Raw genomic sequence first — 20,257 nt, 5'->3', positions numbered from 1 at the left:
TGGGGATTCCTGCATTTTTAATGGACTTAACCGGATGACTCACAATTACTTTTATTTAAGCAAGTGGTTCTGCCAGAAAAATTCCATTCTTATTTGAATTTAAGTATATTTGATTGAAGAAAAAACCATTTTTATTTGATTGTATGAATAAAATATTTAACTGTTTGACTTTATATAAAAAAATGGTGACGAATGCTGATCCGGAGAAACGTCCGAATTAAATACCTGATTCCGGATTGATCAGTTAATTTCTGATATCAGAAAATAAACAATATGCTTAAAACATATAATTCCAAACAAAATATGAAAAACCTCCACCTCATCTTCTTCAGCTTGCTGCTCAGCATCTGCAGCTGCTCGCAGGCTCAGACGCCGGCAGACCCCATTCCCGCACACGATACATTTCAACTGAATTCTGTACAGCTGAAGGAAATGCGCACCCTCAATATCTGGATTCCGGAAGGCTCTAAAAAGGAAGCACTGCCGGTTTTGTATATGCCGGATGGCGGCATAAAAGAGGATTTTCCGCATATTGCCAATACGCTGGCCCAACTGGTGAACGACAAGAAAATAAAGCCGGTGATGCTGGTGGGCATCGAAAATACGGAGCGGCGCCGTGATCTTACTGGCTTCACAGCGGTAGCCAAAGACCGGGAAATTGCACCCGTGGTGGGCGGCTCAGATCAATTCCGCGATTTCATTCGTGAAGAACTGATTCCGGAAATTGACAAGAGATACACCACCACTGCCGAACGTGGCATTATCGGTGAGTCGCTGGCCGGATTATTTGTGGTGGAAACCCTGATGACTTCTCCGGATCTTTTTGATTTTTATATTGCATTTGACCCTTCTCTCTGGTGGAACAATCAGGAACTGGTGAAATCAGCACCGGAACATCTGAAGAATATGCCCCGGGACAGCAGGAAGAAATTCTGGTTTGCCGGCTCAAAGGCACGCGACATTGCAAAAGTAACCAAAGTTTTAAGCGAAAAATTACAACAATCAGCTCCAGCCAATCTGCAATGGCACTACTCGCCGGAACCCCGGGAGCAACATCATACGATTTTCCGTGCCACCAAAGAAAAAGCACTGATCTGGACTCTAAACCCTCAAAAATGAAAAAATTACGCCTCGCGATGCTGTCAGCAATTTTTCTGAGCACCGCCATACCCTTGCCCGCACAAATGCCCGGCCGTGATGCCGATCCGCACCAGATGCCCCGGCCCACCACAGAAGCGGACCTGAACCGGATGATTAAACAGGGACGGCTCAGATTACAGAATATCAGCGAATTTCCCACGGAAAAAATCGCTGCGGAAAACAAAATGCTGACGGTCATCAACATATCGCAATCGCCCAAACTGACCAGCCTTCAGCTTTCGGAAGATTTTCAACAATTACATACCCTGCAGATCTCCGAAACCGGAATTACAGAAATACCGGCTTCTGTCTTTCAGCTTGCTGAACTCAAATATTTCGTACTCCGGAAAAATCCGGTGGCCACCATTCCTGCTCAAATCAAAAAGCTGCAAAAACTGGAAGGTTTGAACTTACAATACCTTCCCATACAGGAAGTTCCGGCAGAAATAGGCCAGTTGCACCAACTGACCCGTCTGGAGATTTCAAACAGTTACCGGAGCGTAAAACCCGGCAGTCCTGCCAATGAATTTACGGGAATAAAAACCCTGCCGAAATCCATTGGACAGTTATCGGGACTGAAAAATCTGATCCTGGACCATAACGGACTGGAAAATATCCCCAAGGAAACCGGAAATCTTGCGGAACTTACGATGCTTTCCCTTTCGGACAATAAACTAAAGACCTTACCTCCCGAAATCGGCAAACTCAGTAAGCTGGAAGCACTGGAACTAAGTAATAATCCGCTCACTGCGCTTCCGGCAAGCATCGGAAACCTTGAAAGCCTGAAACTATTGAACCTCAGTTACACCTCTATTGCCAAACTTCCCGAAAACATCATCCGCCTGAAGAATCTGGAAACCCTTTTGGTAAGCGGCACCAAACTGACGGATGAGCAACTGTCTGAACTGAAAAAGAAAATGCCACATACCCGGATTTTCAACGGGAAAGATGTGGAGTAACACTTCTAATTTCTTAAATTTGTAACAATTGATGATAACTTATGAAATTTTTCTTGATTATTTTTTCTGTTTTATTTCCATGTTCAATACTTTTTTCACAAAGTTCCATGTCGCCTGCTAAAGTCAGTAGACTATTGAACACCATGACTACTTCTTCAATTTTAAATAAAAGTCAGGCAGAGTATTTATATCAGCTTGATAAATGCCGTTTGATTATAAAAGATCGAAATTATGCTGCACCAATCGGATTGACAGCTAAACGTGACGTGAAAAACGCCGCAAAGGGAATAGATGAATGGGTTCAGCTTGATAATGGAAATGCCTTTATCCTCACCAATTATAAATGGATAAATTTTGACGGCCTCAGCACACAGTTGCAATTGCAATTTGACACATTAATCTGTGACGAAGATATACTACAATCTTCATAGCCCGTCAGCAAAGTAAATTGATAAATCCCATTCATAATGCTGCCTCCTTTTCCGCAACAGAAAAGGAGATTTCTTTTTGTTCTGTAACAAAAGTAGCGGTATCTTTATAAATATTCCCGCAACTTTGCAGCATTAATCTATAACCTATGGATAATTCAGGATATTTGGCTTTTGCTTTATCAGAGTGTCTCTGCGACTCATGAACTATTTATGAACCTGAAAATAAATCAGAACTGATGAAAGAATATCTGAAACAATGGAAGATTCTGCGGGTAGTGAGACTCTGTGCCGGACTTTTCATTTTAATTGCTGGCATAGCAGACCGGGAATGGCTATTTATCTTTACAGGAGCCGCACTTACACTCTTGCCTCTGCTCAACAGAAACTGTTGCGACACCGGAGCCTGCGACACCACCGCAGGAAAAACAGATACTGCAAATGAATCCATCACCTATAACGAAATAAAATAAAGATGAGGAAACTGATTAAAATTTTGAGCATGCTACCGCTGGCTGTAGTTCTGCTGAGCTGCCACGAAAATATGAAACCAATTTCTGCGGAAGAAAACAAAGCGATGATGGAAACAGGCAGCAGTATTTCTGCGGAAACACAAAACATCCTGCTTCTGAGCGTGGCACAAGCCATAAAAGAAGGCGGACCAGCACACGCCGTGGAGTTTTGCAACATTGCCGCAACACCTCTCACAGACAGTATTTCTGCAATAAGACACACCCAAATACATCGGTTGAGCGATAAAAACCGCAACCCTGACAATGCCATACGGTCCGAAGACGACCGGGATGCCTGGCAAAGAATTCAATCGGGCGAAGAGGACTTTATCAATCAGAACCATCAAGGAGAAGTGTACTATTACAAAGCCATTCACACCCAATTGCCTGCATGTTTACAATGCCATGGTACGGAAACAGACATCAGCCCGGAGACCCGGGAAGCCATTGCCGGAAAATATCCGCATGATAAAGCTATAGGATATCTGCAAGGGGATCTGCGCGGCATGTGGAAAATAAAACTCAAATAAAAACCAAACCTGAACACTAAAATTTTACTTCACAAAACGTAAATTCAGCCACGGGCAAATCTATGGCAGACTGCGCTTTGGATTTAGAATCAATTTTACAAATTACAAAACCTCCTTTCTACAACAGAAAAGGAGGTTTTCTTTTAAGTCTATTCTTTATTAACGGAATTTTACTTCAGCAGGAACATGTAAAAAAGAATCCACACCGCTATGAAAAACAGACCCGGAAAGACCACTGCTTTGAAATTTTTCCGGTCTTTCTTAATCAGCAGCAGGTACATCAGATATCCTACAAATACCAGGGACAATAAAACAGGGACGATTACATAACTCATGACTGGCGGTTTTCAGGTTAGGATAAGAATAATGAATCGTATCAAATTTAGTGAAAATTTTTAAAGTTTAATCCGGTTTCAGATAATTTTCAACCAGAGAAACCCAATAAGCAGCGCCCACCGGCAAAATATCCTGATTGAAAACGTACTTCGGGTGGTGCACCATAAAGCCTTCACCGTTCCCCAGCATACAGTAACTGCCAGGCCGCTGTTCCAGCATAAAGGCAAAATCTTCACTGCTCATCATGGGCTCCGTATTGCGGATAACATTTTCACTGCCAAATACTTCTTCGGCTACCGTGGCAGCCCATTCGGTTTCTTTGGCTGTGTTTACCAGAACTGTCCCGGGTATTCCTTCACGGATTTCCCAGGTACAACCGAAAGATTCTGCCTGTGCCCTGGTGATGCTCCGTATTTTATCCAGCACCATCTTTCGTACCTCATTATCCATATTTCTGATGCTCAGCTTCAGCACGGCATTCTGCGGAACCACATTACCGGCATTCCCCGACTGAAACGAGCCTACATTGACCACCGTCTGCTTCCATGGGGATACGTTGCGCGAAACAATGGTCTGCAGTGCCATGACCACAGCTGCTCCGCACACCAAAGGATCTACAGCCAATTCCGGCATAGAGCCATGTCCGCCCTTACCGGTAAGTTCTATTTCCCAGTTGTCTACCGCAGACATGGTGGGTCCCTCCCGGAAATGAAACTTACCCACCGGCAATCCCGGGATATTGTGCATGGCGTACACCGCATCTACCGGAAATTTTTCAAATAAGCCGTCTGCAATCATTGCCGGACCACCTTGCATGGTTTCTTCGCCCGGCTGAAAAATCAGGCGGACAGTCCCATCAAAATTCTGAGTTTCAGCCAGGTATTTTGCAGCCGCCAGCAACATGGTGGTATGACCATCATGTCCGCAAAGGTGGGACTTCCCGGCTAATTCACTTTTGTAAGGCAAATCATTATCCTCCTGTATGGGAAGCGCATCAAAATCTGCCCGTATTCCGATGGATTTATTACTGTTGCCCACTTTCAGAGAAGCTACAATTCCGTATTGGCCAATTCCCTCCGATACTTCAAAGGCTCCGAAGGATTTCAGGGTTTCAGCGATATATGCAGAAGTTTTCTCCTCATTCATAGACAACTCCGGCTGGCGGTGCATGGCCTCCATCCACATTTTCATTTCCGGATGTCTTTCTTTAAGTATTTCGAGTGTTGATTTCATTGTTGATTTTTTTTACGATTTTAAACCTTATTCTGTTTGGGAATAGTGAGCGCAATGGAAATAATAGCAGCAATGACCATGACCAGATTGACACCCAATGCCACCATCGCAGCCTGCCGTACGGCCAGATTATCCTGGCGGCCCACAACTCAATCATTCCGCCTTCCCATACCGCACGGGAACCGTCTCCCGTGAGTGCTGTAAAAATGGAAGCAGAGACTGCCACTCCTATGGCTGCACCCAGAGAAGAGGCCATTTTATAAATTCCGGAACCGGAACCCGCCTGCGAATCGGGCAGATTGGATAAAGCTGCATCGGTAGAAGGAGTCGCAAAAATGCCAGACCGAGACCGAACAGCCTATACGAAATAACCGCCTGAATTTTATAGGAACCGGCCATTACGTTGGTGGGGCATGATACATGCTGCAGAAAGTCCCTGTAGAGCACGTGCTGTAAGCAACATGGGTGAAGCGACAGTTCCCTGAGGAATGACCGCGATAATTAATGAGCCCAAAATGCTGAGATACAAACCAATCCTCAGGACCTTTACCCGGCCGAAATGATCTGTAAAACCACCGAATACCACTACAAACACGCCTGAAAACAAAGCGGCCAGGGATACGGCAATATTCATGGTATTGATGGCAATTCCCAAATCTCTGCTCATGGTAGGTGCCATATTCATCATGGAATTGGCAAAAAGCCAGAAGGTCAGTACAGCGAGGATAAACCCCAGCAGCACCCGGTCTCCCGGTACGTTTTCGGTAGTTTTATTCATATGGAATTCTGATACAATAATTGATTTCAGGGGAACTCTGTAATCCTTCTGAATATCCATCTAAAATTACTGAATTTTCCGATTGAATAGAGTGTTGCGTGAATTATTTTATTGTTAAATGCCTGAAGCCGCCTGGAACAGCATTCTTCACCACAAAAAAAGCGGCCTGAAGCCGCATCTGTATTTAATTCTGCGAAGAGGTCTAAAAACCGTCGCCATCCAGCAGATTGCCCAGTTTACCGAGGACACTGCCTTCTTCCCCCTTCTTCCCGCTGCCGTACTGCAGAATTCTGCCGGCAAGTCTGGAAATAGGAAGTGTCTGAATCCACACCTTGCCGGGGCCGCGAAGTTGTGCAAAAAACAGTCCTTCGCCACCAAAAATGGTGTTTTTAATTCCCCCTACAAACTGAATATCATATTGTACGTTCTGCGTAAATGCCACGATACATCCGGTATCAATTTTCAGAATTTCACCTGCTTGCAGTTCTTTTTCAATCACATGACCTCCGCTGTGCACAAACGTCATGCCGTCTCCTTCCAGTTTTTGCATGATGAACCCCTCGCCACCGAAAAGTCCGGTTCCGAGTTTCCTCTGAAATTCAATGCCTACCGAAACCCCTTTGGCTGCACACAGAAAACTGTCTTTCTGACATATCACCTTACCGCCAAGGGCCGCAAGGTCCAGCGGAATAATTTTTCCCGAGTACGGTGCTGCAAAAGACACCTGTCTTTTCTGCTGAGAAATATTGGAATAGACGGTCATAAAAAGATTTTCACCCGTGAGCATTCTCTTACCGGCAGAAAACAACTTGCCCATGAGACCTTTTTCATTGCCGTCACCAAACATGGTTTCCATCTGTATCCCATCGGTCATCATCATAAAACTTCCGGGCTCTGCAATGACACTTTCCTGCGGATCCAGTTCTATTTCTACACATTGCATTTCTTCGCCGTGAATCTGATAGTCGATTTCGTGATTATTCATTTTTTTAATATTATAGGTTTTTGAAAGGTTAAAGTTAATAAGATTAGTGCAAAACCCGCCTCAATTGTTACAATAAAAAAACGACAGACCACCGTCTGCCGTTCCACAATAAACTATTAAAAAAACCGGAACCTGCTACCGGTTCCCACTATGATTAGTCCCATTTACTTTTTACAGAGGCTGAAAATTTACCTCCTCCGGTGAAAAACAATGCCAGTGCTCCAAAGAAAAACAGTGCCTGAACCTCTATGGCCCATGCACCTACTTCTGTAAGCTGACCCAGTTTGTCCATAGCTGCGGTGAGTACCACTACCACCATGGTCCCGCCCAGTAAAACAGAAGCCAGCCGTGTTCTGTAACCAACAATCAGCATCAGCGGTGCAATAATTTCACCTATATATACTGCGTAGGCAAAGAATTTGGGCAGACCATTCTGCTCAAATACACCTTCTATAAATCCGGTACCATGCTGAATTTTGGCAATGCCGTGCAGCAACATCAGAAAACCTAAAGCTACCCGCAGAATCATCACTCCTAAATCGTTATTTTTTCCCATAACTTAAAATTTTTAACAAAAATACACCGGTGAAACAGATTGTAAATTGATCTATGCTAAGAAATCAGATGACCACATCATCATCAGAGATGGCTTCATTAACCGCATCTTCCTGACTTTCTGTGAGAATAGCCTCCGGAACTCTTTCTCTGCGTTCTATTTTATATACCGCATATATAATTCCCGGCAGCGACAGCAGCAATGGCCCGAAGACCAGCCCCATAACCCCGAACATCTGCAGACCCAGCAATACCCCAAATACTGTAATGAGCGGGTGAATGTCTGCCATTTTCTTCAGCAGGGTGAAGCGCAGCACGTTATCTATACCGCCCACCAGGATAAAACAATAGAGGGAAAGCATGAGGCCGCCGTTTACATTTCCCGTAGCAATCTGATAAATACAGATGGGAATCCAGATCACCATGGTTCCCACTAACGGAATCACGGATGCCAGCCCTGTCATTAAACCCCAGAATACGGCATTTTCCACCCCGAAAATCATGTATCCGATGATGGCGATAATTCCCTGACTGAATGCCAGAATGGGAACTCCGTACGCATTGGAACGGATCAGATCCAGATTTTGTTTGATGAAAAATTTCCTGGCAGAATCGTTGAAAGGCAACATTTCCACTATAGCGGCTTCCATTTTGCGGTTGCTCATCAGCATAAAATACAGGATAAAGAGCGCTACGAAAATATTGGCAAAAAGCTGTCCCACCCAGTTCAGGGTAGACGGAACATAACCGATAACCCGGTTCACAATGTTGATAATTTGCTGATTATCTATCTGAAAATCAAATCGCTGAATCAGTTCATTATTTTGAACCCAGCGGATGACCGGCTGAAACTTCTCTGTAATTTCCTGCGGATTTTTGATCTGTTCATTAATCTGCGGAATTAAAATTTCAAGAATAATCCATATGGGAACCCCGAAGGACACCACGATCATGAGCAGTACGGTCCAGGTCGCAAGTGCGTTGTGCCACCTTCTTCTTTCTACAAGTTTCAGAAAAAAATTACGGGTGACTACATACAGTGCCACCGCACCCAGAAATCCGGATAGAAAATACTGAAGTTCAAAGATGATAATAATGACCAGCAGGATGGTGAGCATGATCAGCCCCCGCTGCACTGTGAGTTTTTTGAAAAGATTTTGCATAAGATATTTTCTTGCTCAAATGTATCCAAAAAAAAACTGAACTGCGGTATTTTCAGTTCAGTTTTATCAAATATTGAAGTGGAGTTAAAATTTGTTTACCCACGATTCATAGGCATCAATCCACGACTTCAGAAATTTCTCTGTTTCCGCTACGGCGGTCCCGTCTTCGTTCCAGATTCCGAAAGCATCTGCAATATAAGCTTCTGGCTGCTGCATCACCGGCACATCAATAAATACCAGTGCCTGGCGAATATGATGATTGGCTATGGCACCCCCTATTCCGCTGGGAGATGAAGTCATGACCCCACCGGGTTTGCCGGCCCATACGCCCTGACCATAAGGTCTGGACCCCACGTCTATTGCATTCTTCAAAACTCCGGGAATGGTTCTGTTATATTCAGGTGAAACGAAAAGCACTCCATCTGAGCATTTAATTTTCTCACGGAAACTCACCCATTCCTGTGGCGGGTTGGCATCAAAATCTTGATTATAATGCTGAAGATTACCAATTTCCACAATTTCAAGTTCTAGACCATCTGATGCCAGTCTTTGTAACTCAAGCGCCAACTTTCTGTTTACAGATTCCTTGCGGAGGCTTCCTACTAATACTGCTATTTTCTTTGCCATAATATTCTGTTTTTAAATTTTATCAAAGTTACAGAAGCTGATCCTATCTTCAATTGATTTAGGTTAAGATTTAGTGCTTTTGAACAAAAATTAACAACTTTATTTTTCCTTCGTAATCACATTCTAGAAGTTTAATTAAATTTAAATAACTGACAATCAATGATATAATAGGATTACTAAAATTATTTTACTACTTTGTATTGCATACTACTATTATTTTTACATATCTTTGTATCGTAAAGTTGAGGGTAGTATAAAAAAAGCAACTTTAACAATTTAAAACCCTATCAGAACCAATGAACACCGAAAACACTAAAGCGCAGATGCGCAAAGGAATTCTGGAATTCTGCATTCTGAGTCTGATCAATGAGCGGGAGATGTATGTCTCTGACCTGATTGACGAGCTTAAGAAAGGAAAACTGGATGTGGTGGAAGGCACCTTGTATCCCCTTCTCACCCGCTTGAAAAACGGCGAATTTCTTTCGTACCGTTGGGAAGAATCTACCGGTGGCCCGCCCAGAAAATACTATCAGATTACTGAGAAAGGAAATCTTTTCCTTGCAGAACTGGCCACCACCTGGAGAGAACTGAACGAGTCTGTAAACCAAATCACCAAAAGCAATAACCCGACCGATGATTCTGACCGATCGTTGAGTCCTAATTCTTAAAATTATGAACAAAACACTTTCTATAGGACTGGCCGGCTTCTCTTTTACCATAGAGGAACACGCCTATATAAAACTCAGCGACTATCTGGATGCGCTGCGCAATTCCCTGGGTGCCGACGAGGCAGATGAGGTGATGCACGATATCGAAATCCGGATGGTAGAAATCTTCAGAGATTCTTTGGGAAGACGTGATGTGCTGAACAATGATGATGTAGAAAAAGTAATTGCCCAACTGGGGAGACCGGAGCAGATTGAAGAGCAGGAAGAAACCTATTTCTCCGAAAAAACCACGAAGGCTTCCGGAAAATACAGTGACCACCGTAACCGCCGTCAGTTGTTCCGTGATCCGTCCCGTGCAAAAATTGGTGGGGTGTGCGCCGGTATGGCTCATTACTTCGGTATAGATGTCACTCTGCTGCGGGCCATATTGCTGGGCTTGATTCTGATGGACATCTTCCTCACGTTTGCCATCTCTACCTCCTTTATCGTGCTGCTGTACATTGTGTTATGGATTGTGCTCCCAAAGGCGCAGACGGCTTCCGACTATCTGAAAATGAAGGGTAAGCCGGTAAATTTTGACACCCTGAAGGAAGAGTCTTCCAAAATTGTACAGTTTGCCAATGAATCTACCCAGAAAGTAGGTGAAATTTATCAGGAGAACCGTACCACCATCAATAATGCCGGCAATGGCATCTGGAATGCATTCCGGTATATTTTCGGGACTATTTTTGCCATCATGGGTCTGTCTCTGCTCATTGGTTCGTTTGCCATGTTTGGCGTTTATGACGGCAGTAACGTAGATTTCTTCGAGAATGTCCGTTTTTATCTTCAGGAGAATAATGCCGGAATCCTGCTTATTTCCCTGGCATTCCTTACCGTCTTTATCCCGGCCCTTATTTTTCTTTTTATTGCGCTGAAATTATTCTCGCCCCGCACCAAACTGAACAATGCAGGCTACGTTTTCGGAGCACTGGTTATTCTTTGGATCGGGCTGGCGGCCTTTGGCGGATTCAGTGCCGTGCGCTATGCCACACAATTCAGCGGTCATAATGAAGAAACAGAGAACATTGCCATTAACACCAGTTCGGATTCCCTGCTTGTGGATGTGAAAAAAGTAAGCATCCCGCAGAATTTTAAATCGTATTGGGCCAATGTGTTTTCTGACGGCAAAACCATCTACAAACAGGACTATCCGGATATTGATGTAAGCAGAAAAGACGTGAAAGCCCCTTACCTGGAGATCAGAAAAAGAGCAGACGGCTATAACCTGCCGCTGAAAGTACAAATTCCGGTGGAAATTTCAGGAAATAAGCTCATGTTCCCCAACTATATTTCTTATCCGTATGAATACCGTTTCCGGGATTACCGGGTGGATTATGAACTGGTGGTTCCCAAACACATGAAGGTCATTGCGCTGAATAACGAACGGGGCTTCTATCTGGATGATCATTCAGAAGACACGGCCCAAACTGCGGGCAGTTCACAGAATACCGTTACCATACAGTCTGGCGAGCATGATTCCATCATTGTCAATGGTAAAAAAGTTTCAAAAACTGAGGCCGAAAATATGATTAAGGATCTGGGTTTTGATTCAGACAGTATTAAAAATGTCAACATCTCCATTAAAAAAGGAGAAAAAGAAATCTCTATAAAAACTGAATAAATTGTGTAACGGATGTCCGTTCAGCAGCTTAGCCCGGACATCTGTTTTTTCAGAATATATGGGATTCTGAAAAAATAATCATAAAATACTCAGTTTCAAAAAAATATCGTATATTCGTTTCACCAAATTAAATCACAAAATCATGGTACAACTCGTTCTGGAAATCGTAATGAAAATTGCTAATTTAATCAGCAGTTTATTTTAGAGCACGTCAATATTTCAATATATTTGTAAAGTATAACCGGGCAGGTTATGCTTTTTTTTATATTAATAATGTAGAGATTCATGAAAAAATTCATCGGCAGACTTGCACTGAAATTACTGGGCTGGAAGGTAGTACTCCACGGGGACAAAGATATTTTTGACCGCTGTATCCTGGTCATCGCACCCCATACCCATAATATGGAATATATACTGGGTAATTTCGCCTACTGGCAAATGGAGAAACCACTGAAAATCATTATTAAAGATGCCCATACCAAAGCCTGGTACGGTAGTTTAGTAAAAGGATTGGGCGGAATCGGGATAGACCGTTCTCAGAAAAATGATCTGGTAAAATTTGTAGCCCGTGAATTTGAAAAAGACAGTTTCAGCCTCGTGATTACCCCCGAAGGTACCCGCAGCAGAGTGGCGAAATGGCGAAAAGGATTCTACTATATGGCTTTGGAAGCCAAACTTCCCATAGTACTCGGTGTTGGTGATTTTGGCAAAAAAATCATTTACCTCGGCTACACCATTCCCTATGAAAAATTGAAAGAGATGACTTACGAAGAAGTACTGGAAGTCATCAGAGCCTATTATATTGAACATCAGATTGTGCCTAAAGTTCCGGAGAACTGGAACCCGGACTTCACCTGAAGTAAAACTTAATTTAATTATACTTAAAATATTAAATAACAATACATTAAACTATATTATATCAAAAATGGATGAAGCAAAAAGAAAAGAAATATTAGACCGGTTAAATACGTGGACTACCGATAATTTGGGAAAAACTCTGGATATTGTTTTTACAGATGTCACAGAAGATTCTCTGACGGCTACAATGCCGGTAATGCCCAAAGTACACCAGCCTTACGGAATTTTACATGGCGGCGCCAGCGTTTCTCTGGCAGAAACTTTAGGCTCCTGTCTTTCTGTGATTCATGTGGATCTGGAGAAATATGCGCCGGTTGGCACCAATATCAACTCCAATCATTTGCGGGCCATCCGCCAGGGAATTGTAACGGGTGTCGCAACTTTTATCCGGAAAGGCAATACGGTGCACGTGTCGCAGATTGAGATCCGTGATGAGAAGGGCAATCTCATTAACCACACCACTATGACGAATAATATTATCCCGCACAGCAAACTCAACTGATGATTCTGTTCAAATTTCCTTATGAGGAAACTTTTTACACCATAGAATCCGGGTCTGAGGAGCCGGTGGTTACTTTTGTTTCTTTTGATAATGAAAAGACGCTGGACTTCAGAGGCATCATGAAAGAAGTTCATCCGGACGAGCTTTCCGGATTCACCCTCCATATTGCGGATTTCCCCGAACCGGCAGCATTCAGTGAGCCGCAGTCCCGGGATACGTACATGAAGAACCTTCGTCAGGTGATTGATTTCATCAAAGCACATCAACTTCCAAAACTGGTCATTTCCAGAGAGAAAATTGTTCCGTACACGGATTTGTCAGCATCGGGATCTATAAATCTGGTGCAGTCCTTTCAGAAAATTGCAAGTGCCTATCCCAATGCGTTTGTGTATGTGTTTAATGATGGAAATCATTGCTGGATGGGTGCTTTTTCAGAACTTCTGGGACAATTTGATAAAGATACAGCGGCTTTCAGAACCATGAGTTTGGCCGGGACACTACCTGTAGAAGAGGCCTGGACTACCAAGGAAACAGAGGAACAAAAACCGGTGACAGATTATGTACAGGGCATTCTGAACAGGTATGCTGAACAGGTACAGGTTTCAGAAACCTACGACCACATTTCCGGAAGCATCAAACATCTGCGCAATGATTTTCGTGCGGAAATCCGCAGAGGTGAACTGGACCGTCTTATTGCAGATCTGCACCCCACACCGGCTGTATGCGGAATTCCAAAAGAATTCTGCAGGGAGGCCATCGCTACTTTTGAGAAGCATGACCGGTCTTTCTACGCCGGTTATATCCGCATTGAAACTGCAAAGCACATCAGCTATTTTGTCAACCTGAGATGTGCCCGGTTCACAAAAACTCATGCGCACCTGTATGCAGGCGGCGGAATTACCGCAAAAAGCGATACCGGTAAGGAATGGAAGGAAACCGAGCTGAAAGCTGACGCTATTTTAAAGAACCTTGTTTCTGATTAACCTTCAGTTTGCTCCAGGTATGAAGCACAAACACCAGGATCAGACCAATGACTGCGGCTGCAACAGAAAACACAAATTTTGAATTTTCGTCATGTAAGAATCCCAGACTCCAGTCCGTGGCATAAAGGTTAAGGCCAATAAAAATAACGAATACTACTAAGAATATTTTATAATACAGCTGCATGATGATGTTTTAAAAATGAACATAGGTTTGAAATAGCTGTGCAAAGTTAGCTGTAAATAATTTAATAGAGATCGCCAAAAGGATAATTCCGAAGACTTTTTCGATAACCTTCAGAGTACCAGTGCCCATTTTTCTCTCCAGCCAGTTGGCAGAGCGCAATACAATGTACACAAAAATGGTATTGAGCACAATCCCGAAAATGATATTGATATCGTGATATTCTGCCTTCAGCGACAAGGTGGTAGTCAGGGTACCGGCTCCGGCAATCAGCGGGAATGCAATCGGCACTATGGATGCAGAAGTAGCTTCAGTATTCCGCTGAATTTGAACTCCCAGAATCATTTCCAGCGCAATAATAAAGATGACGAACGCACCGGCAATGGCAAAAGAATTCACATCTACCCCAATAAATTTCAGGATGGTATTCCCCACGAACAGGAATATGATCATGATAACACCCGCTACTGTAGCCGCCTTTTCAGCTTCTATGGCACCAAATTTTTTCTTCAGGCTTACAATAATAGGAATGGATCCTACAATATCGATTACTGCAAACAAAACCATACTACAGGTCAGAATCTCACGCCATGAGAAATGTTCAAACATAACTGCAAATTATTAATTTCGCAAAATTATGAATATTTTTTATTTACTTATTAATTTGTGAATAAAAATTAACCGCAGTTTCCACCAAATCCTGGAGACTCTCGCCGGTATGGACGGGAACATATCTTTCCATTTGGATTTTCTGCTGCAACAACCGGTAATCTTCCGCCAGCTGATCTCCGTATTTTTGCTGTATTACGGCACGCAATTCCTCACTGCTGCTTACTCCATGCTGCTTTTGCACCTCTGCATCCAGTTCTGCCACGGAACTGAATATAAGTTCTGATTCGGGGGTATTCTTCATTGTTTTCAGATAAGCAATATGATCCTGAATTTCTACCTGATGAGCGGCCCGCAATTCGTTTTCGGTTTCCTGTACGGAACCCAGACTCCCGGTTTTATGCTCCGGCTTTCCACTCGCAGTACGGTTTCTTTTGATGCGGCGAAACAGCAAAACACCGGCCAGTCCCAGCACAATAATCCCCACATTCATCCAGATGGTCTTCCAGTTGAGTCCGGAGTTTTCAACCTTCAAGGTAGTGGTTTTCAGCACCGGACTATCTACGCGCTCCAGCACCGTATTGGTGTAGTCATTCACCCGCTCCAGCGTTGTTTTGGAAGCCAGAATCTCTTCGTGCGTTGCAATTTCCAGCAGATGTGATTTGCTGCCCAGTTCCACGTAGTGATTTTCGGCAGGGTTAAAATAGGAAAAAAGACTGGTTGATATTTCCAGGTTTCCGGATTTGTTTGGAATCAGGATATATTTAATGGCCACTTCGCCGGTAATGCCTTCCGCTGTAGCTTTTAAATTTCTTGAAATTTTAGGGGCGAAAACCTTGAAATCATCAGAAGGCAAAATTTCGGGCAAGGTAAGATTGTTAAAATTACCGGTTCCGCTTACCTTTAAGGTAACATTCAGCGGTTTTTGTACTTCTGCCTTTTCTTTTTCCACGTCCATGGACACATCGAAAACGCCTACTGCATTTTTATATTCGGCCGGTGCATTTGCCGGCAAACTGTTTACCTTGAGTTTGACTTTATTAGAATGAATTTTCTTTTTACTGCCGGAAAGGCCGGCATAGGCAGGAGCCAGTTCCAGACGTCCGCTTTCTTCCGGATACACCAGAAACACTCCCAAAATCTGAGAAGCGGTGTTACCGGCGGGTTCAATTTCGGACTTTTTGCTGCTGATCTGTTCTATACTCACCAATTCCTGCTGGGGAAGCTGGATATTCCTTACCTTCCTGAAGTTATCAAAATTTTTGGAATACGCACGTAAAACCGCTACTGTAGGCTGGTTGATGTACACTTCGCGTTCCTCTATCTCCACATTGAGGAAAACATCATGCAAATCTTTGGCACCAACAGGGCGGGATTCAGATTCCGTTACATAAATATCAAACGGTTCGGTATAGTAAAGTTTTTCATTGATGATAACTGAAGCAGAGCCTATTTTCAGCTTGCCGGGTTTTTTGGGTCTCAGCACATACTGATAGTGGGTGCGGTTTACCCGGAATCCGGTTTTGGAATCCACAAAGGTATTCTGATCTGAACCACTGGCTACCACATCAAATTTGGATGTATCAAACATGCGCAGCGGGGTCTGCTGATTCATATCGCGTCCAGAAATTTCCAGGAGGATATTGACCACTACTTCATCATTTTCTTTGTAATCGCGCTGATTTCTCTCGGTTTCTACCAGGAGATTCACCTGCGCAAATGAAAACACTGACGCAAAAAGAAGAAGTATGTTATAAATTTTTTTCATCACCAATCCTTCTCATTACTCTCGGGCATTGAGTAGGAATTTTTATTCAGAATCCTTTTTGCGGTTTCCCTTTCTTTGTCAGAAACGCGGTTCAGGATTGCATTTTGTGTACCTTCGGGCAACGCCCCGTTTGTGTTATCTTTATTGTTATTTGTGCGGTTTCCGTCTTGATTGTCGCCCTCATTTTCAGGACCTTTCCCTGTTCCTCCGGCGCCATCTTTCTGCTCCTCACCAGCTCCCTGCTGGTCTTGTTTCTGCTGACCTTCGCCCCCGCCGCCGCCATTTTGTTGCTGCTGTTCCTGTTGTTTTTCTTTCAGTTTTGCAATTTCATAATTTTTGCGTGTGGCTTCGTTCCCCGGCTCTTGTTTCAGGGATTGTTTATAATATTCAGCGGCTTTATCCGGTTGTTCCATCTGCATGGCAGCATTGCCCAAATTGTGCAAAACCGCAGCTTTATCCTGCAATGTAGTGGCAGCCTTATTCGCTTTTTCATACTCAGCGGCTGCTTCGGCATACATACCGCTTTTGTACAGTGCATTTCCCAAATTATAAGCTGCATCGAAACCTCCTTCATCCCGGGTTGCTGCTTCCATAAACCTGGAAGCAGCAGCCTCGAATTTTTGCTCCTCAAAGAGCTTATTGCCTTCATACATCAAAGCATTATAGCTCTTCTGAGCATGGGCAGTGCCCGCTCCGAAAAGCATTACCATAATAATCAATAAGCCTTTGATGTCCATAGATGCAAAAATATTTGTTTATTTGTTAATAAAAAACAAGGCAAAGCGTTAAATTTTGGTTAAATACGCTTCAAAAGACTGATTATGAGGGGAAAATTCATCAGATATTGAGATCCCGGCGCGAATTCAGCAGGTAAATCAGGAAAAACAGGAACACTGAAACTGCCAGAAAATACTGGTAATAGTGGACCCGGTTCTGGGACTGAACGGTAATTGCAGCAGATGAAGGTTTGCGGTTCAGCGCATCACCAATTTGCAGAACAGCATCCACCAGCACATTACCGTCTATATAAGTCCCGCCCGTAGAAGAGGCTATTTTTTCCAGTGCTCTCGTTTGTCTTTGGGAAATAACGGTCTCTCCCATCCGGTTTATCTTGTATCCCATCAGCTGCCCGAAAAGATATTCAGGCACCGGCGCGCCCTGCTCGGTTCCGACTCCTACAGAAATGACCGAAATGCCTTCATTTTTTGCCAGGCGTATGGCCCGTTCATCATTCCCTTCATTGTCTTCTCCGTCACTGATGAGGACCACTTTACGGGAACCCTTGGCTACATTTTTAAATTTACGTGCGGTCTCTTCCATGGCCTTCAGAAAGTCTGTACCCTGAATCTTCATCATATCGGGATCTATGGCACCGATATAGGTTTCTGCAGCAGCATAATCCGTAGTAAGCGGCATAATGGAGGTCGCTTCTCCAGCAAAAACAACAATACCCACCCGGTCATTGGTCATCTGCTCCATCGTACGGATCATGATATTTTTGGCCATGGTCATCCGGCTGGGTGGTATATCTTCTGCATTCATAGAATTGGATACATCCAGCAGAAAAATGACCTGATTCATCTTCTGGGTGGTTTCCTTTTGCTCGTTCCTGCCCAGTACGTCAATAATTGAAATGATGAGAAATAAAAATGCCGTGAAATACAGTAATGGCAGAAACCGGGTAAAGCGCGAATTCTTCGGGAATAGTGACTCCTGAAAGCGATGCTCTGCAAAGGCCGCTCTGGCCCCTTGTCTCCATTTCAGATACCGGGAAATGACCACTCCCAGCACCGGAAGAAGCACCAGCAAAAGCAAGTACCAGTAATTACCAAGAGAAAAATCTGTTATATTCACAATCTATCGTTCCGTTTTTATTAACTCAGAAATTTAAACATGACCCAGCGCAATAAGGCGTCCAGCAGCAGAATGCCCAATGCAAACCACAGAAAATACCGGAAATACTCTTGATAATTATAGGTTTTGGACACTTTATTATCTGATTTTTCCAGTTGATTGATTTCATCATACACCTGCTGAAGCGATTCTGTGGAGGTCGCCCGGAAGTACTGCCCGCCGGTTCGTTGCGCTATTTCACTCAGGGTTTCTTCATCTATGGTCACCTGCGTTTCTGTGAACACCAGATCTCCAAAGGGATCAATTGCGGTTGGCATCAGCGCATAACCATTGGTACCAATTCCAATGCAATAGACCTTGATTCCGGTTCCCACGGCCAGCTGTGCCGCAATCTGCGGATCCATGGCGTTCTGAATGGTATTGACCCCATCCGTCATCAGAATGATGATTTTACTTTTGGCCCGGCTGTCTTTCAGGTGGTTTACCGCCACAGAAAGTCCTTCCCCAATTGCCGTTCCCGGCTGTAATTCCAGCGGATCCAGCGACGACAATTCGTCTATGACCACCTGATGATCCGAGGTGACCGGCACTTTGGTAAACGCTTCACCGGAATAAGCCACCAGCCCCAGGCGGTCACTGGTACGCTGCTCCACAAATCTTATGGCAATTTTCTGTAAGGCCGTCAACCGGTCAGGATCCAGATCACGGGCCAGCATACTGAGCGACACATCCACAGAAAGCATAATATCAATCCCTTTGGTTTCATCCCGGTCCTGGGATATGGTAAAAGTCCGGGGTCTGGCCATGGCAATGATCAGGGCAGAGAGCAGCAGGTATTTGGTAATTTTCAGCAGAAAAAGAACCACGGCAATTCCCGGACTCTCCTTCATCCCGGCAGAAACCGGCACCGTAATTCCGGCTTGTTTCTTTTTGCGCAAATCCCGGATCAAAATCGGAATAAACAGCAAAAACAGCAACAGAAAATACGGGCTGAAAAACTCAAAATTAAATGCTTCTATCTTCATACGCAATCCTCTAAACGCCGGTTCTCAGCTGTTCTGCTTCAATATCTTTTGCGGATTTCTTTACAAATTCGCGGATGTCATTAAAATCTTTTTCCATAGTAGTTTCCGAAGGAAAAGTTTTGGCAAATTTCACCATATCCCCCCGCAGGAAAACCTCTTCCACCACTTTTTCGTTTTCCGGAACAATGCTGTTGGTCTCCCTGATGACTGCAATCAGATCATCGGTAAGCAACACATCTGCCGGAATATGATACTGTCTGGTAATGAAATTTCGTGAAATATCAATCAGTTCTACATAGAATGAACGGTAATCACCATTTTCTATGAATTTCTTTTTCCGCAGCTGATCCAGTTCTTTCAGCGTCTTATTGGTCATGAGCACGGGTGAGCTTTTCCGTTTTTTAGATAAATTTCTTGCCAGGACAAACAGGATGATGAGAATGATTAATGCGATAAAAGCGATGATGTACCACTTATACATCTGCCAGTAATCCAGCACCTTTAGTTCTACGGTTTTATTATTGCGGATGTCACTTATTTCGTCCTCTTTGGTAGCGGTATTGATGACTTCTACTTCGTAGGGAATGGTTTTCTGAATGGTGCCGTCTATATCAAATTCCAGCGCCGGAATATGGTAAGTCCCCTCCTCGAAAACGGCAAAAGTAACAATCCGCTCATAGCGCTCCGGAGTCACGGAGACCGAATCTGAAATCTCTTCAAAGTGATAAGGCAACAATTCATTGGGCGGTGCCGCTTTCACTTCTTTATCCAGCAATCCGGAAATGTACACGGTATAGGTTCCCACTTCGCCCAGAGCCAGCGTTGTTTTATCCAGCCGCGATCCCAGGGTCTGGGCACATACTGCCAGACTCAGAAACAGGCCCATTAATGTATATATTC

The 20,257-nt window shown here is 43.8% G+C and carries 25 protein-coding genes; 11 read left to right on the top strand and 14 right to left on the bottom strand.

The features are described 5' to 3' along the window. The first annotated feature begins 303 nt into the window (after positions 1–303). From LKO26_RS04675 to LKO26_RS04655, 5 genes are all read left to right on the top strand, one after another. Positions 304–1,119 carry an alpha/beta hydrolase gene (locus LKO26_RS04675; protein ID WP_227586685.1) on the top strand — a complete coding sequence of 272 codons (816 nt, stop codon included), beginning with the start codon at positions 304–306 and terminating at the stop codon, positions 1,117–1,119. Next, positions 1,116–2,099 (top strand): leucine-rich repeat domain-containing protein, encoded by a 984-nt coding sequence (locus LKO26_RS04670; protein WP_227586684.1) that lies wholly within the window; start codon positions 1,116–1,118, stop codon positions 2,097–2,099. Before LKO26_RS04675 ends, LKO26_RS04670 begins: the two co-directional genes overlap by 4 nt. Before the next feature lie 143 nt (positions 2,100–2,242). Then, positions 2,243–2,530, top strand: a complete 288-nt coding sequence (locus LKO26_RS04665) for a hypothetical protein (protein WP_227586683.1) — start codon at positions 2,243–2,245, stop codon at positions 2,528–2,530. A 236-nt stretch (positions 2,531–2,766) separates the two neighbouring features. After that, complete coding sequence (locus tag LKO26_RS04660; protein WP_227586682.1) at positions 2,767–3,000, top strand: hypothetical protein; 234 nt, start codon at positions 2,767–2,769, stop codon at positions 2,998–3,000. Between the two features lie 2 nt (positions 3,001–3,002). Further along, a complete protein-coding gene (locus tag LKO26_RS04655) occupies positions 3,003–3,569 on the top strand; it encodes a DUF3365 domain-containing protein (protein WP_227586681.1) in 567 nt (188 codons plus the stop codon). 170 nt (positions 3,570–3,739) lie between these two features. On the opposite strand, the gene LKO26_RS04650 is transcribed toward LKO26_RS04655, so the two are convergent. Both LKO26_RS04650 and LKO26_RS04645 read right to left on the bottom strand, forming a co-directional pair. Further along, positions 3,740–3,904 carry a hypothetical protein gene (locus tag LKO26_RS04650; RefSeq protein WP_227586680.1) on the bottom strand — a complete coding sequence of 55 codons (165 nt, stop codon included), beginning with the start codon at positions 3,902–3,904 and terminating at the stop codon, positions 3,740–3,742. A gap of 67 nt (positions 3,905–3,971) precedes the next feature. Next, a complete protein-coding gene (locus LKO26_RS04645) occupies positions 3,972–5,138 on the bottom strand; it encodes a M20 aminoacylase family protein (protein WP_227586679.1) in 1,167 nt (388 codons plus the stop codon). 2 nt (positions 5,139–5,140) lie between these two features. Between LKO26_RS04645 and LKO26_RS04640 the strand changes: the two genes are divergently transcribed. Next, a complete protein-coding gene (locus tag LKO26_RS04640; protein ID WP_227586678.1) occupies positions 5,141–5,401 on the top strand; it encodes a hypothetical protein in 261 nt (86 codons plus the stop codon). 119 nt (positions 5,402–5,520) lie between these two features. Here the strand turns inward: LKO26_RS04640 and LKO26_RS04635 are convergent, their stop codons facing one another. The 5 genes from LKO26_RS04635 to LKO26_RS04615 all read right to left on the bottom strand — a co-directional run bounded on the left by LKO26_RS04635 (position 5,521) and on the right by LKO26_RS04615 (position 9,246). Next, a complete protein-coding gene (locus tag LKO26_RS04635) occupies positions 5,521–5,976 on the bottom strand; it encodes an MFS transporter (protein ID WP_227586677.1) in 456 nt (151 codons plus the stop codon). Between the two features lie 142 nt (positions 5,977–6,118). Next, the gene (locus tag LKO26_RS04630) at positions 6,119–6,901 is read right to left on the bottom strand and encodes a TIGR00266 family protein (RefSeq protein WP_227586676.1); all 783 of its coding nucleotides are present in this window, start codon (positions 6,899–6,901) and stop codon (positions 6,119–6,121) included. A 154-nt stretch (positions 6,902–7,055) separates the two neighbouring features. Beyond that, a complete protein-coding gene (locus LKO26_RS04625) occupies positions 7,056–7,457 on the bottom strand; it encodes a DoxX family protein (protein WP_227586675.1) in 402 nt (133 codons plus the stop codon). Positions 7,458–7,521: 64 nt separating this feature from the next. Then, on the bottom strand, positions 7,522–8,619 hold the full coding sequence (locus LKO26_RS04620) for an AI-2E family transporter (RefSeq protein ID WP_227586674.1): 1,098 nt from the start codon (positions 8,617–8,619) through the stop codon (positions 7,522–7,524). Positions 8,620–8,703: 84 nt separating this feature from the next. Then, a complete protein-coding gene (locus LKO26_RS04615; protein ID WP_227586673.1) occupies positions 8,704–9,246 on the bottom strand; it encodes an NADPH-dependent FMN reductase in 543 nt (180 codons plus the stop codon). 296 nt (positions 9,247–9,542) lie between these two features. Here LKO26_RS04615 and LKO26_RS04610 point away from each other — a divergent pair, with 296 nt between their 5' ends. From LKO26_RS04610 to LKO26_RS04590, 5 genes are all read left to right on the top strand, one after another. Then, on the top strand, positions 9,543–9,914 hold the full coding sequence (locus tag LKO26_RS04610) for a PadR family transcriptional regulator (protein ID WP_227586672.1): 372 nt from the start codon (positions 9,543–9,545) through the stop codon (positions 9,912–9,914). A gap of 4 nt (positions 9,915–9,918) precedes the next feature. Next, positions 9,919–11,577 (top strand): PspC domain-containing protein, encoded by a 1,659-nt coding sequence (locus LKO26_RS04605; protein ID WP_227586671.1) that lies wholly within the window; start codon positions 9,919–9,921, stop codon positions 11,575–11,577. Positions 11,578–11,862: 285 nt separating this feature from the next. Then, on the top strand, positions 11,863–12,435 hold the full coding sequence (locus LKO26_RS04600) for a 1-acyl-sn-glycerol-3-phosphate acyltransferase (RefSeq protein WP_227586670.1): 573 nt from the start codon (positions 11,863–11,865) through the stop codon (positions 12,433–12,435). 67 nt (positions 12,436–12,502) lie between these two features. Continuing rightward, positions 12,503–12,937: a PaaI family thioesterase gene (locus LKO26_RS04595; RefSeq protein ID WP_227586669.1), complete on the top strand. Its 435-nt coding sequence runs from the start codon at positions 12,503–12,505 to the stop codon at positions 12,935–12,937. After that, positions 12,937–13,920: a chorismate-binding protein gene (locus tag LKO26_RS04590; RefSeq protein WP_227586668.1), complete on the top strand. Its 984-nt coding sequence runs from the start codon at positions 12,937–12,939 to the stop codon at positions 13,918–13,920. Before LKO26_RS04595 ends, LKO26_RS04590 begins: the two co-directional genes overlap by 1 nt. Here LKO26_RS04590 and LKO26_RS04585 read toward each other — a convergent pair. The 7 genes from LKO26_RS04585 to LKO26_RS04555 all read right to left on the bottom strand — a co-directional run bounded on the left by LKO26_RS04585 (position 13,892) and on the right by LKO26_RS04555 (position 20,243). Beyond that, positions 13,892–14,104 carry a hypothetical protein gene (locus LKO26_RS04585; protein ID WP_227586667.1) on the bottom strand — a complete coding sequence of 71 codons (213 nt, stop codon included), beginning with the start codon at positions 14,102–14,104 and terminating at the stop codon, positions 13,892–13,894. The genes LKO26_RS04590 and LKO26_RS04585 overlap by 29 nt on opposite strands. Before the next feature lie 9 nt (positions 14,105–14,113). Continuing rightward, positions 14,114–14,710 (bottom strand): MarC family protein, encoded by a 597-nt coding sequence (locus tag LKO26_RS04580; RefSeq protein ID WP_227586666.1) that lies wholly within the window; start codon positions 14,708–14,710, stop codon positions 14,114–14,116. A gap of 43 nt (positions 14,711–14,753) precedes the next feature. Continuing rightward, positions 14,754–16,478, bottom strand: coding sequence for a BatD family protein (locus tag LKO26_RS04575; protein WP_227586665.1), 1,725 nt, complete (start codon positions 16,476–16,478; stop codon positions 14,754–14,756). After that, on the bottom strand, positions 16,478–17,215 hold the full coding sequence (locus LKO26_RS04570; RefSeq protein WP_227586664.1) for a tetratricopeptide repeat protein: 738 nt from the start codon (positions 17,213–17,215) through the stop codon (positions 16,478–16,480). Before LKO26_RS04570 ends, LKO26_RS04575 begins: the two co-directional genes overlap by 1 nt. A 100-nt stretch (positions 17,216–17,315) precedes the next feature. Then, a complete protein-coding gene (locus LKO26_RS04565) occupies positions 17,316–18,332 on the bottom strand; it encodes a vWA domain-containing protein (RefSeq protein WP_227586663.1) in 1,017 nt (338 codons plus the stop codon). Between the two features lie 20 nt (positions 18,333–18,352). After that, positions 18,353–19,357, bottom strand: a complete 1,005-nt coding sequence (locus LKO26_RS04560; protein ID WP_227586662.1) for a VWA domain-containing protein — start codon at positions 19,355–19,357, stop codon at positions 18,353–18,355. Positions 19,358–19,367: 10 nt separating this feature from the next. Continuing rightward, the gene (locus tag LKO26_RS04555; protein ID WP_410681511.1) at positions 19,368–20,243 is read right to left on the bottom strand and encodes a BatD family protein; all 876 of its coding nucleotides are present in this window, start codon (positions 20,241–20,243) and stop codon (positions 19,368–19,370) included. Between the last annotated feature and the right edge of the window lie 14 nt (positions 20,244–20,257).

This window comes from Chryseobacterium sp. MFBS3-17, from assembly GCF_020687745.1.
In the GTDB taxonomy this organism is placed as follows: Bacteria; Bacteroidota; Bacteroidia; order Flavobacteriales; family Weeksellaceae; genus Marnyiella.
The sequence above is the reverse complement of the archived record's forward strand: the minus strand, read 5'-3'. Positions and strand labels throughout refer to the sequence as shown.